The sequence below is a fragment of the Pseudomonas sp. FG13 genome, from assembly GCF_057809755.1.
Window position 1 is genome coordinate 121,734 of the sequence record NZ_JBMDKO010000002.1, and the last position, 15,883, is coordinate 137,616.

Below are 15,883 nucleotides of genomic sequence, written 5' to 3' on the forward strand. Positions count from 1 at the left end.
TCTTTTATTCAGGCTCAGGACCAGATTGATGAAAGTCGCCATCCTTTCCGGCTCGGTGTACGGCACCGCTGAAGAAGTCGCTCGACACGCCGCCAAGCTGCTCGGTGATGCAGGCTTTGAAACCCTGCACAATCCGCGGGCAACCCTGGCCGATATCCAGGCATTAGGCCCGCAGGCCGTGTTGGCTGTGACATCCACCACCGGCATGGGCGAATTGCCGGATAATCTGATGCCGCTGTATTCGACAATACGTGACCAACTGCCGGCGTTTTTTCGCGGCCTGCCGGGTGCGGTGATCGGCCTGGGGGATGCCAGTTATGGCGATACCTTCTGCGGCGGTGGCGAGCAGATGCGCGAGTTGTTCGCCGAGCTGGGCGTGCGCGAGGTGCTGCCGATGTTGCGCCTGGATGCCAGCGAGAGCGTCACCCCGGAAACCGATGCCGAACCCTGGTTGGGCGAGCTGATCGACGCGTTGCGTGGTTGAGGAAGGCGGCGGGCCCTGCCGGTGACCCGCTCGGCCATTAAGCTGGCTGCCAAGGCAACTACCGTCGCGGTAAGGGCTGACTAGACTCATTCTCTTGTGCCAATACCTATAACGATAAGCCCGAGGTCAGAGCCGTGAGCATAGCGCCCATCCAACCGACACTCAGCATCAAGGACCAGGTCAGTGCCGCTGAATGGCAAACCCGTATCGATCTTGCCGCCTGTTACCGGCTGGTCGCGCTGCATGGCTGGGATGACCTCATCTTCACCCATATTTCTGCGAAGGTTCCCGGCACCGAGGACTTTCTGATCAACCCATTCGGGTTAATGTTTCATGAAATCACTGCGTCGAGCCTGGTCAAGGTCGATCAGGCCGGCCACAAGCTGATGGACAGTCCCTACGAAATCAACCCGGCCGGCTATACCATCCACAGTGCGGTGCACGAAGCACGGGACGATGTCGCCTGTGTGCTGCATACCCATACCGCTTCCGGCGTGGCGGTATCGGCCCAGAAACAAGGCGTGTTGCCGATCAGCCAGCAGTCATTGTTCGTGTTGTCGAGCCTCGCCTATCACGCTTATGAAGGCGTGGCCCTGAATCATGAAGAGAAGGCCCGCTTGCAGGCAGACCTGGGGAACAGCAGTTTTCTGATGCTGCACAACCATGGGTTGCTGACATGCGGTGGCACCATCGCTGATACCTTCCTGATGATGTTCACTTTCCAGCGGGCCTGCGACATCCAGGTTCTGGCCCAGAACGGCGGGGCTGAGCTGATAGCCATCGAACCGAACATACTGGCCGGTGCCCGGGCGATGATTGCCGGGGTGACCAAAAGCGCCCAGGGCATGGGCGGTGCGCTGGCCTGGCCGGCGTTGCTGCGCAAGCTCGATCAACAAGACCCGGGCTACAGAAACTGATGCCCATGGTCCAGATTCCGCTGCGTATCTGGCGCCAGCGCGGCCAGACATTCCTGTTCCGGGGCCACACCATCCGGTATTGGGTGGCGGGGCATGGCGAGCCGCTGCTGTTGATCCACGGTTTCCCCACGGCCAGTTGGGACTGGCATTACCTGTGGCAGCCATTGGCACAGCGTTATCGCGTGATCGCCTGCGACATGCTCGGTTTCGGCGACTCCGCGAAACCGACGGATCATGTCTACAGCCTGCTGGAGCAGGCGGATCTGCAGCAGGCATTGCTGGCGCATCTGGATGAGCGGCAAGCGGTGCACATTCTGGCCCACGATTATGGTGACAGCGTGGCTCAGGAACTGATCGCCCGGCATTGTGAAGCACGCATCGAAATCGCCAGTTGTGCGTTTCTCAACGGGGGCCTGTTTCCGGAAACCCATCGTCCGGTGCTGGCGCAGAAGTTGTTGCTCAGTCCGTTGGGCTGGCTGGTAGGTCGTGCGTTTTCACGCGAAGGCCTGGCCAGGAATTTTCGGCAGATCTTTGGCCCCTGGCGTGGCCCCAGCGAAAGTGAACTGGATGATTACTGGAGCCTGGTGAAAAACCACGACGGCCCACGGATCATGCACAAACTCATCCGCTACATTCCCGAGCGTCGCGTACAGCGTGACCGCTGGGTGCAGGCGATGCAGCGCGGCGAGGTTCCGATGCGGGTGATCGACGGCGCGTTCGATCCGATTTCCGGCGCGCATATGGTGGCGCGCTATGAGGCCCTGATTCCGAATGCGGATACGGTGCTGCTGCCCGATATCGGGCACTACCCCCAGACTGAAGCCCCCGTGCAAGTGCTCAAGCATTACCTGGCGTTCCGTGAGAACCTCGCGGCGCCAGTGCGGCTGCGGGCCTCGGTGAAGTGTCTGTGACTGCCGGCTCCCTATCGCGAGCAGGCTCGCTCCCACCCTGTCCGGGGTGAACCTGATACCTGTGTCCACCGCCAGTCCCCTGTGGGAGCGAGCCTGCTCGCGATAGCGCTGGGTCAGCTTGCCTCGATGGTGGATCTGCCGCCGAACCCGGTTCGGGTTGAATCCGGCCCCCCGCATCATCCCCTCACCTTATCGCCTACCATTCACTCGCAACCGTGTTGATTGTGACCGTCCGCCCCGTGCCTGACACTCAGGCTTTAAATCCTCGGCCTGCTGGAGTTCTGCCCATGAGTGAGTCTGTGCGCTTCGAAGATAAAGTGGTAATCGTCACGGGAGCCGGCGGTGGGCTGGGGCGGGCCCATGCGCTGCTGTTCGCCAGGCAAGGCGCCAAGGTGCTGGTCAATGACCTCGGCGGCTCCGCGCAGGGGGAAGGGGCCAATGCCTCGGCGGCGGATCGGGTGGTCGCTGAAATCCGCGAAGCCGGGGGCATCGCCGAGGCGAACCACGATTCTGTTACCGATGGCGACAAACTTGTGCAAAACGCCCTCGACGCGTTTGGCCGGGTCGATGTCGTGGTGAACAACGCCGGCATCTTGCGGGACAAGACTTTCCACAAAATGGACGACGCCGATTGGGACCTGGTCTACCGCGTCCACGTCGAGGGCGCATACAAAGTCACCCGTGCCGCCTGGCCGCACCTGCGTGAGCAAAATTATGGCCGGGTAATCTTCACCGCTTCCACGTCCGGCATCTACGGCAACTTCGGCCAATCCAACTACGGCATGGCCAAGCTCGGCCTTTATGGCCTGACGCGTACCCTCGCTATCGAGGGGCGCAAGAACAATATCCTGGTCAACGCCATCGCCCCCACTGGTGGCACGCGCATGACTGAAGGCCTGATGCCGCCGCAGGTGTTCGAACAGCTCAAACCCGAGCTCGTCAGCCCGCTGGTGGTGTACCTGGCCAGCGAAGCCTGTCAGGAAACCTCCGGGTTGTTCGAAGTGGGCGGCGGCTGGATGGGCAAAGTACGCTGGGAGCGCAGCCTCGGCGTCGGGTTCGACCCAAGCAAAGGCTTCTCGCCCGAAGACGTTGCTGCCCATTGGCAACAGATCTGCGATTTCGACAACGCGGTGCATCCCAATGACAACCTGGAAGCGTTGAAGGAAATGATGGCGAATATGCAGCGTTACGCCGTGTAACGATTATTGCCTGGGCCGGTTGTCGTTGCCGACGATAACCGTGCTCAGGGAAAGTACTTCTTTACCAAGGCCGCCAGGTTCGCCGCGGTCTCGATGTCCATCACCCCGTCATGTTTCGCCGGCCGAAAGTGCAACTGGAAGGCGCGTACCAAGCGCTGGAAACCCGTGACCGTCGTGGCCGCTGTCGTGTCATACCCATACTTCCTGAACAGCCCCAGCAGATGTTCCCGCGTTGGTACGCCTGTGCATCGGTAGGCCTGCAGGAAAGACTGTTGCGTGCAGTCATCGAACCACGCGCCGATGCCTTTCAGATACAAAGCATGCCAGGGAAACATCGGGCCCGGGTCACTCTTGCGCCCGGCGGCGATGTCCGAATGCGCCACGACATTGACCGGGCTGATATCGGGATAACGCCCGAGTATGTCGAGGGCCAACTGCTCCACTGCTTCGATTTGCTGCGGCGAGTAAGGCGGGAAGGTGAATGTTCCCTGGTGATCGGCGGCCAGATTGACGATTTCGACTCCAATGGACGTGTCGTTCAAATTGTTGCGATTCCCCCAACTGCTCACCCCTGCGTGCCAGGCCCGCTTGTTTTCGTCCACCAGATTGAAAATCTGCGGCTCATTGAAACCTGCTTCCGCATAACTCGGGTCAGTGAAGTCCGGAACCAGGTAATGGGCGCTGACGGAGGCGCCGGTCAGTGCGCTGATGGAAGATGAGAAATTGGCGGCCGTGTAATGGAAAACCAGAAAGCGAATGCGGTTGTTGTGGCCTTTGTTTGAACGGTAACGGGTGGAATTTATCGGGTACATAAATGTGCTCATTGATAATTGAAGGGGTCGAAGCTGCGCGCTTCGATTAACTTCAGACTAACAATGATCTTCAAATTGGCTTGTAGTGAGGGTCTTGGTCTTTTGTAGGAATTGGCGTTTGGTTTGTGGGGTTCTATAACCTGGAGATAAAGAAATCGCTGTACAGGCAGCGGCTAATGGTTAGGTGTATCTTTTTTCAAGAAAGAATTTTGGTGCTTTCCAGTTGGGGCCCTTAATGCAAAGACCTTTTTTGCCGTTTGCCAGGACCCCTGTTTTGAAAAGCTTAGTGTAAGTTCTTTCAAGCTCACCATGCTGTATAAGCTTAATGTTATGGCGTCTGATCATCATGTCCAAATGTGGGGGCGCTTTCAATAGTGCAAATACTGTGACGATTTCTTCTAATGGCTCATTCTTGATTATTTGCTCAATGGTGTTCATTAAACTCTCCTTTCAAAAGTCTGATCCATCCCTGATCGACGAATAAAGACTATAAATTCGATCCTGAAAGTTGGGCAGGTGAGAGATTCCGAAGGTGTTGTAGGAAACAAGAAATCTCACGCCGGAGAAAACCGCGCCGCGAACTCAAGTCAGCTTGGGTACCCATCTGGAAACCATTGATATAAAAAAGGCCGCTGCAAAAAGCAGCGGCCTGAAGATGACGTTGCAAAGGAGCCACAAACCAACGTCGGTAAGCACGGGGTGATGGATCGATAATCCATCCGAATGACGGTGCGCCAGGCGTGAGGGATGCCATGGCGGGTGCTTGCAGGCCCGTTACCCTGAAAGCCCGGCCAGCATAGGGATCGGGCGTATCGGGAAACAGACCGGATCCGGACATGCACTGTTACGGCGCGCGCAACAGTCGAAACGAAGCGCCGAACATGCATTGCACTGATGGGCCACTATCCAGCCCATCCATGGCGTGTGCAAAGCCCCGTCTTGTGCGGGCAATCATCCTTTCGAGCGACAACGTGAATACCTCCTTGGTGCGCTTATCGCCCATGACGGGCGGCAGTAGGGTGAAGTCTCTGTCACTCACCGGGGAAGACGCATGACAACAATAACAATGCGCGCCATCTTCAAGCCGCAGGCGCTGGCCGTTGCGGTGGCCTTGGGCTGCTGTGCCCAGGCTCAGGCTGTCTCATTCAACATTGGCGAGATCGAAGGCCAGTTCGACTCCTCGCTGTCCGTGGGCGCGAGCTGGGGTATGAGCGATGCCAACAAGGACTTTATCGGCACGGTCAACGGCGGTCGGGGCCAAGCTTCCACCGGTGATGATGGGCGGCTGAATTTCAAGAAGGGCGAGACCTTCTCGAAGATCTTCAAGGGGCTGCACGACCTCGAACTCAAGTACGGTGATACCGGCGTGTTCGTGCGTGGCAAGTACTGGTATGACTTCGAGCTGAAGGACGAAAGCCGTCCGTTCAAGGACATCAGCGACAGTAATCGCAAGGAGGGCGCCAAGTCCTCAGGGGCGGAGATTCTCGATGCCTTCGTCTATCACAACTATTCCATCGCCGATCTGCCGGGCACCGTGCGTGCCGGCAAACAGGTGGTCAGTTGGGGGGAGAGTACCTTCATCGGCAACTCCATCAACAGCATCAACCCGGTGGACGTGTCCGCATTCCGTCGCCCGGGTGCCGAGATCAAGGAAGGCCTGATTCCGGTGAACATGCTGTTCGCCTCCCAAGGCCTGACCGACAAGCTCACCATCGAGGGCTTCTACCAGTTGGAGTGGGACCAGACGGTGGTCGACAACTGCGGCACGTTCTTCGGCAATGACGTGGTAGCGGATGGCTGCACCAGTGGCTATACCGTGGGCAGCCCGGCTATCGCGCCGTTCGTACCGCTGACCCAGGCGTTCGGTCAGGGGATCGAGGTGTCCAGCGAAGGCGTGGTCATTCCTCGTGGCGGCGACCGTGATGCCCGTGACTCCGGCCAGTGGGGCACGGCGTTGCGCTGGCTTGGTGATGACACCGAGTACGGTCTGTACTTCATGAACTACCACAGTCGCACGCCTACGGTCGGTACCACGACGGCGGGAGCTTCAACCCTGGCGGCTCTGCCGGGAATGGTTGCGATTGCCAACGGTCTGGCTCCGGGCAGCGGTGCGGGCCTGGCGCAAAGCGTGATGCTAGGTCGCGGTCAGTACTACTTGGAATACCCCGAAGACATCCATCTGTACGGTGCCAGCTTCTCCACCACGCTGCCCACCGGCACCGCATGGACCGGTGAAATCAGCTATCGCCCCAACGCTCCGGTACAGCTCAATACCAACGACTTGACCCTGGCCTTGCTCAATCCGATTGCCGGTGGAGCAGCCTCACCGATTGCAACCAGGGCCGGCGCCGACAACACCGGCTATCGCCGCAAGGAAATCACCCAGATCCAGAGCACCATGACGCACTTCTTCGATCAGGTGTTGGGCGCGGACCGCCTGACCCTGGTGGGCGAGGCGGCGGTGGTGCATGTCGGCGGGCTGGAGTCCAAGGACAAGCTGCGTTACGGCCGCGATTCGGTCTACGGCCAATATGGGTTCAACGGTGACACCGATGGCTTCGTCACCTCGACCTCATGGGGCTATCGCGCCCGGGCGATCCTCGACTACTCCAACGTCATCGCCGGCATCAACTTCAAGCCCAACATGTCCTGGTCCCATGACGTGGCCGGCTACGGTCCCAACGGTCTGTTCAACGAGGGCGCCAAGGCCGTCAGCCTCGGCGTCGATGCCGACTATCGCAACACCTACACCGCCAGCCTGAGCTACACCGACTTTTTCGGCGGCGACTACAACGTCCTCAAGGATCGCGACTTCCTCGCGTTGAGCTTCGGCGTGAACTTCTGATCTGGCTGACAAGGAAAAACCTATGCGCAAGATGATCCTGCAATGCGGCGCCCTGGCTTTGAGCCTGTTGGCCGCAAACGTGATGGCGGCGGTCTCGCCGGACGAGGCGAACAAACTGGGCACCAGCCTGACGCCGCTGGGTGCGGAGAAAGCCGGTAACGCCGATGGCTCGATCCCGGCCTGGACCGGTGGTATTCCGAAAAACGCCGGTGCCGTGGACAGCAAAGGTTTCCTGGCGGATCCGTTCGCCAATGAGAAGCCGTTGTTCATCATCACCGCCGCGACGGTGGACAAGTACAAGGACAAGCTTTCCGAAGGCCAGGTCGCGATGTTCAAGCGCTACCCGGAGACCTACAGGATCCCGGTCTATCCGACCCATCGCAGCGTTGGGCTGCCGCCGGAAATCTACGAGTCGGCCAAGCGCAGTGCGCTCAATGTCACCGCGATCAACGACGGTAACGGCCTGGCCAATTTCACCGGTAACCGCTACTACGCGTTTCCGATTCCCAAGAACGGTGTGGAAGTCATCTGGAACCACATCACCCGTTATCACGGTGGCAACCTGCGACGCATCATCACCCAGGCGACACCGCAGACCAACGGCAGCTTTACGCCGATCCGTTTCGAAGAGGAGGCCGCTGTGCCGGCCCTGATCAAGGACGCCGATCCGGAAAAAGCCAGCAACGTGCTGACCTATTTCAAGCAGGAAGTCACCGCCCCCGCACGTCTGGCCGGCAACGTACTGCTGGTGCATGAAACCCTCGATCAGGTGAAGGAACCGCGCCTGGCCTGGATCTACAACGCCGGCCAGCGCCGTGTGCGCCGTGCCCCTCAGGTGGCCTACGACGGCCCGGGTACTGCCGCTGACGGGCTGCGCACGTCGGACAACTTCGACCTGTTCTCCGGTGCACCGGATCGCTACGACTGGCAACTGGTCGGCAAGAAGGAAATGTACATTCCGTACAACAGCTACAAGCTCGACTCACCCAACCTCAAGTACGACGACGTGATCAAGGCCGGCCACATCAACCAGGACCTGACCCGCTATGAGTTGCACCGGGTCTGGGAAGTGATCGGTACGGTCAAGCCCAACGAGCGGCACATCTATGCCAAGCGCCACATGTACTTCGACGAAGACAGCTGGCAGGCGGCGCTGGTGGATCACTACGACGGTCGTGGTCAACTGTGGCGTGTGGCCGAAGGACATGCGCAGTTCTATTACGACCACCAGAACCCCGCCTATACCCTCGAGACGCTCTACGACATCATCGCCGGCCGCTACATTGCGCTGGGCATGAAGAACGAAGAGAAGCACAGCTACGAGTATGGTTTCGAGGCCAGGGCAGCCGACTACACGCCGGCGGCGCTGCGCTCGAGCGGGGTTCGGTAAGCCTCGATGGCCTTCTGATTGTGGCGAGGGATTTTATCTGCGGTGAGGGGATGATCTGTGGCGAGGGGATTCATCCCGCTGGGCTGCGCAGCGGCCCCAAACCCTACGACTCGGTGTATCAGGCTGATTGAGTCGCCTGTGTTGGGGCTGCTACGCAGCCCAGCGGGGATGAATCCCCTCGCCACAAGAACATCTTTCCGGTCGTTTTCTTATGGCGCGCGATCAGCGCGCTGAATACTTCTCCAAAGGTTGGCGACACAGGGCTAGGGTGGTGAGACAACAATAAAAGGGACTCTCGCACATGACCGCCATGACCCCGTGTCCGGATCGTCCTGGATTGCTGCCTCGCCTGTCCTCGACGCATGTGCCACGTCGGTCCCTGAGCGAGCCGTTGCTCACTTCCGAAGCTCGGATAAAACTGCTCTGCGCGCCGGCGGGCAGTGGCAAGAGCGCGTTGTTTGCCGAATGTTTTCTACAGGCTCCCGCCGGATGCCAGTTGCACTGGCTGCCGCTGGGGGGCGCGGCGTTGGATGCGAAGCAGATGTGCGAGCAACTGGCGCAGACCCTCGGGCTGCCGGTGATGGAGGAGGCGGCGCTGTTGTCCCATCTGGCGCGCTTGCAGACGCCGACCTGGTTGTTCCTGGATGATTATTGCCGAGTACCTAATCCCGAACTGGACCAGTTCCTTGACCGTCTGCTGAACGCCAGCAGCCCGGCGCTGCACCTGTGGCTCAATGGCCGTCGCCGACCACATTGCAACTGGTTGCGCTTGTTGCTCGATGACGAGCTGCACGAGTTCGATGCGAAGGCGCTGGTGTTCAGCCCTGACGATATTCAGCCGTTGCTCGGTCATCTGCCTGGCCCTCTGGCGATCCGTACGGCTCGCGAGGTAATACAGCGCAGCGGCGGCTGGTGCGCCGGTGTGCGCATCGCCTTGCTCGAGCGTTGCGAGTGGGCGCGCCGCCACGCATCGCCGGGACGCCCCGGTACCTTGCTCGATTATCTGGAGCACGAATTGTTCAGCGCGTTGACCCCGGACCTGGCACAGGCCTGGCGCGTGCTGGCCCATCTGCCGCGCTTCAATGCGCGGCTGTGCGAGCATCTGTTCGGTGACACCGTGGGAGCGGAATGCCTTCCCTTGTTGCAGGATCTGGGATGCTTTATCGAGCCGTGGGAGCAATCCTCGGACTGGTTGCAGATATTCCCGGCCCTGGCCCGGCTGGTGCGTGAGGAACCCTGGCCCCAAGGGCGCTCCTGGCATCGACGGGCCTGCCAGTGGTTCGCGGCCGAGCAGGATTGGCCGATGGCGTTCGAGCAGGCAATGTTGGCTGAAGAGTTCGAGGCCGCCGTCAGTGTTCTGCAGCACCTGAGCTTCGAGCATGTCTTGCAAGGTCGCAACGTGGCGCTGTTACTGGGTTTGCATGATCGACAGGGTGAAGCGCTGGCACTGGGTACGCCGCAGTCGGTGGGGTTGGTCACGGCCGCGCTGCTGTTCGCCGGTCGTTTCGATCAGGCATCGGCGTGTATCGAGCAACTGGCCAGGTTTGCCCCCCAATCCAAGGCCTGCCAGCAGCGCCAGTTGATTGCCCGGTGGCAGGTTCTCAGTGGCTGGTTGCGGCACCTGGCAGGAGAGGGTGATCAGGCGAGCGAACATTTTATCCAGGCCCAGAACAGCTTGGATCCGGAGGCCTGGGCTTCACGACTGCTGTGCCAGTCGGGGCTGACACAACAGGCGTTGCTCAGGGGCGAGTTGGCGTCGGCCCAATGGATCAACCGCCAGGCGCTGTGCCTGGCGCGTGCACAGGGTTCGCTGGTGTTCGAGGGGGTGTTGGAGCTGGATCACGCCCAAGTGCTGGAGCAGCGCGGCGCGCCTCACCGGGCCGACCATCTGTTGAGTGCGGTGCAGGGGCTGCTGGATAAGCCAGGCCAGGACTTTTCTCCGTTGCTGGGGCGCATTGCCCTGCGGCGCGGGCGCCTGGCATTGCGCATGGGGTATGCAGAGCAGGCTGCGGAGCAGTTTCAAACGGGTCTGGAGACGAGTCTTCACTGTCAGGACAAACAAGTGCTCTACGGCTTTCTCGGCAAGGCCAGTCTGGCCGCCAACCAGGGCGACTACGGCGAAGCCTTCGTGCAACTGCGTGAAGCCGAGCGGGTCATGCAGCAGCGGCACATTCCCGACACCGTATACCGTGGTGTGTTGCTGCAGACCAGCTGCCAGTTCTGGTTGCAGCAAGGCCGCCCGGAACTGGCCCATGAAGCCTTGACCCGGGTCTTGCGACATTTCCGCGGCCCACAGGCCAGGCACGCGCCGCCTGCGACCCTGGAATTGATTCCGCGGCTTGAATACCTGTTGGTACTGGCCGAGGTCTACCTGCAGCGGGCGCAAGATCCGCAGGGCCGGTTGAGGGACATGATTGCCCAGGCGCAACGCTGTGGAATGCAAGGACTGGAAACCGAGCTGTATCTGGCCTTGGCCGAAGTCGTCTGGCTGTCCGGCGAGCATTCCCAGGCCCGTGTCCTGATGCAGGAAGGTCTGGAACGAGTCGCCTGTTGGCGCGCGCAGCAGGCCCTGTGTGAGCTGCGCTTGCGCCAGCCGGAACTGATGCGTTGGGCACAGTCGGCGGAGCCCGTCGGACAGCCGACGGTCATTGCCGAAGGCGCCTTGCTCAGTCAGCGAGAGTTGGAAGTTCTGGAGCTGATTGCCCAAGGCCATTCCAATCAGCAAATTGCCGAACGGTTGTTCATTTCGCTGCACACGGTAAAAACCCATGCGCGGCGGATACATAGCAAGTTAGGCGTGCAGCGACGTACCCAGGCGGTGGCGAAGGCCAAGGTCATGGGTGTCATGGGTTAGTTCCGCTATTAGAAGCCCGGTTGTTTTTTGCAAGGTAGGCACTGCCTGAGATAACTGTTTGCAACTCCTCACGCATGCTTACATTTGCCGTTTCACGATAAGCGGGGGCTCTGGTGTATAACGGCCCTGGTGAAGTTGCACGGGTTGTTTTACCCGGTCGCTTTATTCGTTGAACCCTGCTTGGGTGAACATCAATGATCAATCGAACAGGAAGTTCGAATACATGACAAGACAAGGATGCTTATGAATATGCCGTTGTTTTCCTCTCACGCTGAAAGGCTTTTTACGCTCAAGAAAACCCGTGTGGATTTTGCCGTGCGGGTACTGTTGGGCCAGTCGCTGGAGGCGCGAGGGATCAATCCCCATGCCAACTACCTGACAACACTGATCAATGTTTCGAGCGCAGAGGTCAAATCTTCCGAGACCTTGTTCGATGTCGCGCTGAGTTGCGTCGAAGAACAAGTACTGCCTCATTACACGCAAGGACTCAGTAATGTCTTCAGCAAGCGTTATTCCTTTGCTGCCGAAGACCGGGTAAAGGCTCTGGATCTGATCGAGTTCGAACGCATTGTCATGGAGATCGTGACAAGCCTTGCCGAAAAACCTTCAATGGATCTGTCTTGGCGCACGATCAAGCGTCTGACGGTCGAGGATATTCGCGGGGCGTTGGACATTCATTTGCCCGGGGTAAATCTCGATGAAGTCTACGTCACCAGTTTCGTCACCCATGACTTCGGCAAGCGCGTGGTGTCTTCCTCTCAGCAACTGGCCGAATACCTGCTGGGCCATTTCGAGCAGGATGAAATTCCTTACCACTCGCACGGCAGTCACCAGGCCATTCATGCCGTCCCCTTCAGTGGCAGCGACGAGCACCTGCATCCACAGCTGACCACCGCGCATATCAACGATTTACTGATCAGAATGGTTCCGGACTTACTGAGCTGATCCTGAGCCGGACTCATACCCCATCCGCCAACTCACGGCCCGGGTCGCCGCCAACAATCGTTGGGCCGCCGGGCCATTTTCGTCGGCATGGAACAGCGAGGTCGGGCCGACGATGGTCATGACGGCCGTGACTTGGCCGACGGCATTGAAGACCGGCGCGGACAAGGCGTCCACGCCTGGCATCAGCAAGCCATGCACATGATGCAATCCCCGACCGCGGATCTGTTCGCACAGGGTGGCATAGGCGTGGTCGTCAGCCAGTGCATGAGTGTCGGTGGCCGCCACCTCCTGTTCTCGCAGCCCGATAGTCTCGCGCTCCGGCAGATAGGCACTGAACACCAGTCCGGTGGACGAACTGAGCAGCGGCAACACCGAACCCAGTTGCGTCACCACAGTCACGGCGCGCACGGCGGGCTCGATCCGTACCACGGTCGCGCCGTGATTGCCCCACACCGCCAGGAAACAGGTTTCGTTCAAGTCGTCCCGCAGTTCCGCCAGGGGCAGGGCGGCCACTTGCAGCACGTCCATGCCGTTCAGCGCCGCCAGGCCCACCCGCAAGGCTTCGCGCCCCAGGCCGTAATGGTTGGTGGCGGTGTTCTGCTCGGCGAACCCGCTGGCAATCAAGGCCTGCAGGTACCGATGGACCTTGCTCGCCGGCATCTGCACGTGTTCGGCCAGGCGCGACAGCGACGTGGAGGGGGAGAGTTCGGCCAGGGCCTTGAGGATGTCGGTGCCGACTTCGGCCGAGCGGACTTTCTGTTTGCCGTTATTGAGCGGGGTTTCCATGGAGGCACTGGATCCGGAGGGCGAATGGGCGTCTTTATAGCTTGACGGTCGCTGTCGAGCAAATTACGTTATGCGTAATCGAATTACGATAAAAACAACAGGTGTTCAGGAGGCTCCATGAACCTCGATTCCACAGCGTCTGAGCTGGCGTACCAATCAGGCTTTGGCAACGAATTTGCCAGCGAAGCGCTGCCTGGCGCGCTGCCTGCCGGCCAGAACTCGCCGCAGAAGGCCCCCTACGGTCTCTACGCCGAATTGTTTTCCGGTACGGCATTCACCATGGCGCGCAGCGAGGCGCGGCGCACCTGGATGTATCGCATCCGGCCATCGGCCAACCATCCGGCTTTCGTCAAGCTGGAACGCCAACTGGCCGGCGGGGCGCTGGGCGAGGTCACCCCCAACCGCCTGCGCTGGAACCCGTTGGACATCCCCGCCGACCCCACCGACTTCATCGACGGGCTGGTGCGCATGGCCGCCAATGCCGGCCAGGACAAGCCCGCCGGGATCAGCATCTTCCACTACCGTGCCAACCGTTCCATGGAGCGGGTGTTCTTCAATGCGGACGGCGAATGGCTGATCGTGCCGCAGTCGGGGCGATTGCGGATCGTCACCGAGCTGGGGCGGCTGGAACTTGAACCGCTGGAAATCGCCGTGTTGCCTCGCGGCTTGAAGTTTCGCGTCGAGCTGCTCGATCCGCAGGCCCGTGGCTACCTCGCTGAGAACCATGGTGCGCCGCTGCGCCTGCCTGATCTCGGTCCCATTGGCAGCAACGGCCTGGCCAACCCGCGGGACTTCCTGACCCCAGTCGCGCATTACGAAAACCTCGCTCAGCCGACCACGCTGGTGCAGAAATTCCTCGGTGAGTTGTGGGCTTGCGAACTGGATCATTCGCCGTTCGACGTCGTGGCCTGGCACGGCAATAACGTGCCGTACAAATACGACCTGCGCCGGTTCAACACCATCGGCACGGTCAGCTTCGATCATCCGGACCCTTCGATTTTCACGGTGTTGACCTCGCCTACCAGCGTCCACGGCCTGGCCAATCTCGACTTCGTGATCTTCCCGCCGCGCTGGATGGTGGCGGAAAAGACCTTCCGTCCACCCTGGTTCCACCGCAACCTGATGAACGAATTCATGGGGCTGATCCAGGGCGCCTACGATGCCAAGGCCGAGGGTTTCCTGCCGGGCGGTGCCTCCTTGCACAGTTGCATGAGCGCCCACGGTCCGGACGGTGAAACCTGCACCAAGGCAATCAACGCCGAGCTGACACCAGTGAAAATCGACAACACCATGGCCTTCATGTTCGAAACCAGCCAGGTGCTGCGCCCGAGCCGTTTCGCACTGGACTGCCCGCAACTGCAAACCGACTACGATGCCTGTTGGGCTTCGCTGCCCGTCACGTTCGACCCGACCCGGAGATAATCCATGACCCAAGTTTCCCCTGCCCGTAGCTGGGTTGCCTCTGCCAACGGCCATGCCGATTTCCCTCTGCAAAATCTGCCACTGGGGATCTTTAGCGTGAACGGCGACGCTCCTCGCAGCGGTGTTGCCATTGGCGATCATGTGTTCGACTTGCAGGCCGCGCTGCAGGCAGGCCTGTTCGATGGCGCAGCGCGCGAAGCCGTCGAAGCCATGAGCGGCGGCCAGTTGAACGCATTCTTCGAGCTGGGTCGCAATGCCCGGGTGGCCTTGCGTGAACGACTGCTGGCCTTGTTGGGCGAAGACAGTGCGCAACGCGAGCAGATCCTGGCCCAAGGGACGAAGATGCTTCCCCTGGCGACGGATTGCCAGATGCACCTGCCGGCGAAAATCAACGACTACACCGACTTCTACGTTGGCATCGAGCATGCGCAAAATGTCGGCAAGCTGTTTCGCCCCGACAACCCGCTGTTGCCCAATTACAAATACGTTCCCATCGGCTACCACGGTCGCGCCTCGACCATCCGCCCGTCCGGTACCGATGTACGCCGCCCCAAGGGCCAGACCCTGCCCGCCGGCCAGAGTGAACCGACTTTCGGCCCCTGCGCGCGGCTGGACTACGAGCTGGAGCTGGGGATCTGGATCGGCAAGGGCAATGCACTGGGCGAGCCCATCGCCATCGGTGATGCCGCTGAACACATTGGCGGGTTCTGCCTGCTCAACGATTGGTCGGCGCGGGATATCCAGGCCTGGGAATACCAACCGCTTGGGCCTTTCCTGTCGAAGAGTTTCCTGACCAGCATTTCGCCGTGGGTCGTGACGGCTGAAGCCTTGGAACCGTTCCGTCGCCCTCAACCGGCGCGGCCTGAAGGCGATCCGCAACCGCTGCCGTATCTGCTGGACAAGCGCGATCAGGACGGCGGCGCCTTTGATATCGAGCTTGAAGTCCTGCTGCTGACCGGAGCCATGCGTGAGCGGAACCTGCCGGCCCATCGCCTGACCCTGAGCAACACCCGCTACATGTATTGGACCGTGGCGCAGATGGTCGCGCACCACAGCGTCAATGGCTGCCAGTTGCAGGCCGGCGACCTGTTCGGCTCGGGCACCTTGTCGGGCCCGGAGAACGGTCAATTCGGCAGCTTGCTGGAGATCACCGAGGGCGGCAAGAAGCCGATCGAGCTGGCGTCCGGTGAAGTGCGCAAGTTCCTCGAGGATGGCGACGAAATCATCCTGCGGGCCCGTTGCAGCCGTGAGGGCGTCGCCTCCATCGGCTTTGGCGAATGCCGGGGCAAGATCCTGCCGGCGCGTTGAGGGACAGGGC

The 15,883-nt window shown here is 60.4% G+C and carries 13 protein-coding genes; 10 read left to right on the plus strand and 3 right to left on the minus strand.

Annotated elements, in window-relative coordinates; genetic code table 11:
• The first annotated feature begins 28 nt into the window (after positions 1 to 28).
• The 4 genes from ACODTO_RS03095 to ACODTO_RS03110 all read left to right on the plus strand — a co-directional run bounded on the left by ACODTO_RS03095 (position 29) and on the right by ACODTO_RS03110 (position 3,511).
• Entirely contained in the window at positions 29 to 484 is a 456-nt protein-coding gene (locus ACODTO_RS03095; protein ID WP_139645834.1) for a flavodoxin, read from the plus strand.
• A 134-nt stretch (positions 485 to 618) separates the two neighbouring features.
• Complete coding sequence (locus ACODTO_RS03100; RefSeq protein ID WP_489105947.1) at positions 619 to 1,401, plus strand: class II aldolase/adducin family protein; 783 nt, start codon at positions 619 to 621, stop codon at positions 1,399 to 1,401.
• Positions 1,401 to 2,312 carry an alpha/beta fold hydrolase gene (locus ACODTO_RS03105; RefSeq protein WP_139645838.1) on the plus strand — a complete coding sequence of 304 codons (912 nt, stop codon included), beginning with the start codon at positions 1,401 to 1,403 and terminating at the stop codon, positions 2,310 to 2,312. Before ACODTO_RS03100 ends, ACODTO_RS03105 begins: the two co-directional genes overlap by 1 nt.
• A 287-nt stretch (positions 2,313 to 2,599) precedes the next feature.
• Complete coding sequence (locus tag ACODTO_RS03110; protein WP_175361724.1) at positions 2,600 to 3,511, plus strand: SDR family oxidoreductase; 912 nt, start codon at positions 2,600 to 2,602, stop codon at positions 3,509 to 3,511.
• A 44-nt stretch (positions 3,512 to 3,555) separates the two neighbouring features.
• On the opposite strand, the gene ACODTO_RS03115 is transcribed toward ACODTO_RS03110, so the two are convergent.
• Together ACODTO_RS03115 and ACODTO_RS03120 are read right to left on the minus strand one after the other, a co-directional pair.
• Entirely contained in the window at positions 3,556 to 4,323 is a 768-nt protein-coding gene (locus ACODTO_RS03115) for an N-acetylmuramoyl-L-alanine amidase (RefSeq protein WP_489105948.1), read from the minus strand.
• Between the two features lie 180 nt (positions 4,324 to 4,503).
• Positions 4,504 to 4,761, minus strand: a complete 258-nt coding sequence (locus ACODTO_RS03120) for a hypothetical protein (protein WP_139645842.1) — start codon at positions 4,759 to 4,761, stop codon at positions 4,504 to 4,506.
• A 613-nt stretch (positions 4,762 to 5,374) separates the two neighbouring features.
• Here ACODTO_RS03120 and ACODTO_RS03125 point away from each other — a divergent pair.
• From ACODTO_RS03125 to ACODTO_RS03140, 4 genes are all read left to right on the plus strand, one after another.
• Positions 5,375 to 7,168 (plus strand): DUF1302 domain-containing protein, encoded by a 1,794-nt coding sequence (locus ACODTO_RS03125; protein WP_139645844.1) that lies wholly within the window; start codon positions 5,375 to 5,377, stop codon positions 7,166 to 7,168.
• Between the two features lie 22 nt (positions 7,169 to 7,190).
• Positions 7,191 to 8,558 carry a DUF1329 domain-containing protein gene (locus ACODTO_RS03130; RefSeq protein WP_139645846.1) on the plus strand — a complete coding sequence of 456 codons (1,368 nt, stop codon included), beginning with the start codon at positions 7,191 to 7,193 and terminating at the stop codon, positions 8,556 to 8,558.
• 301 nt (positions 8,559 to 8,859) lie between these two features.
• Positions 8,860 to 11,412, plus strand: a complete 2,553-nt coding sequence (locus ACODTO_RS03135) for a helix-turn-helix transcriptional regulator (RefSeq protein ID WP_489105949.1) — start codon at positions 8,860 to 8,862, stop codon at positions 11,410 to 11,412.
• A 243-nt stretch (positions 11,413 to 11,655) separates the two neighbouring features.
• Positions 11,656 to 12,357: a hypothetical protein gene (locus ACODTO_RS03140; protein WP_489105950.1), complete on the plus strand. Its 702-nt coding sequence runs from the start codon at positions 11,656 to 11,658 to the stop codon at positions 12,355 to 12,357.
• Here the strand turns inward: ACODTO_RS03140 and ACODTO_RS03145 are convergent.
• On the minus strand, positions 12,346 to 13,143 hold the full coding sequence (locus ACODTO_RS03145; RefSeq protein ID WP_139645852.1) for an IclR family transcriptional regulator: 798 nt from the start codon (positions 13,141 to 13,143) through the stop codon (positions 12,346 to 12,348). The genes ACODTO_RS03140 and ACODTO_RS03145 overlap by 12 nt on opposite strands.
• Positions 13,144 to 13,260: 117 nt before the next feature.
• Between ACODTO_RS03145 and hmgA the strand changes: the two genes are divergently transcribed.
• Positions 13,261 to 14,565 (plus strand): homogentisate 1,2-dioxygenase, encoded by a 1,305-nt coding sequence (hmgA, locus tag ACODTO_RS03150; protein WP_139645854.1) that lies wholly within the window; start codon positions 13,261 to 13,263, stop codon positions 14,563 to 14,565.
• 3 nt (positions 14,566 to 14,568) lie between these two features.
• Positions 14,569 to 15,873 (plus strand): fumarylacetoacetase, encoded by a 1,305-nt coding sequence (gene fahA / locus ACODTO_RS03155; protein WP_139645856.1) that lies wholly within the window; start codon positions 14,569 to 14,571, stop codon positions 15,871 to 15,873.
• The last annotated feature ends 10 nt before the right edge of the window (positions 15,874 to 15,883 follow it).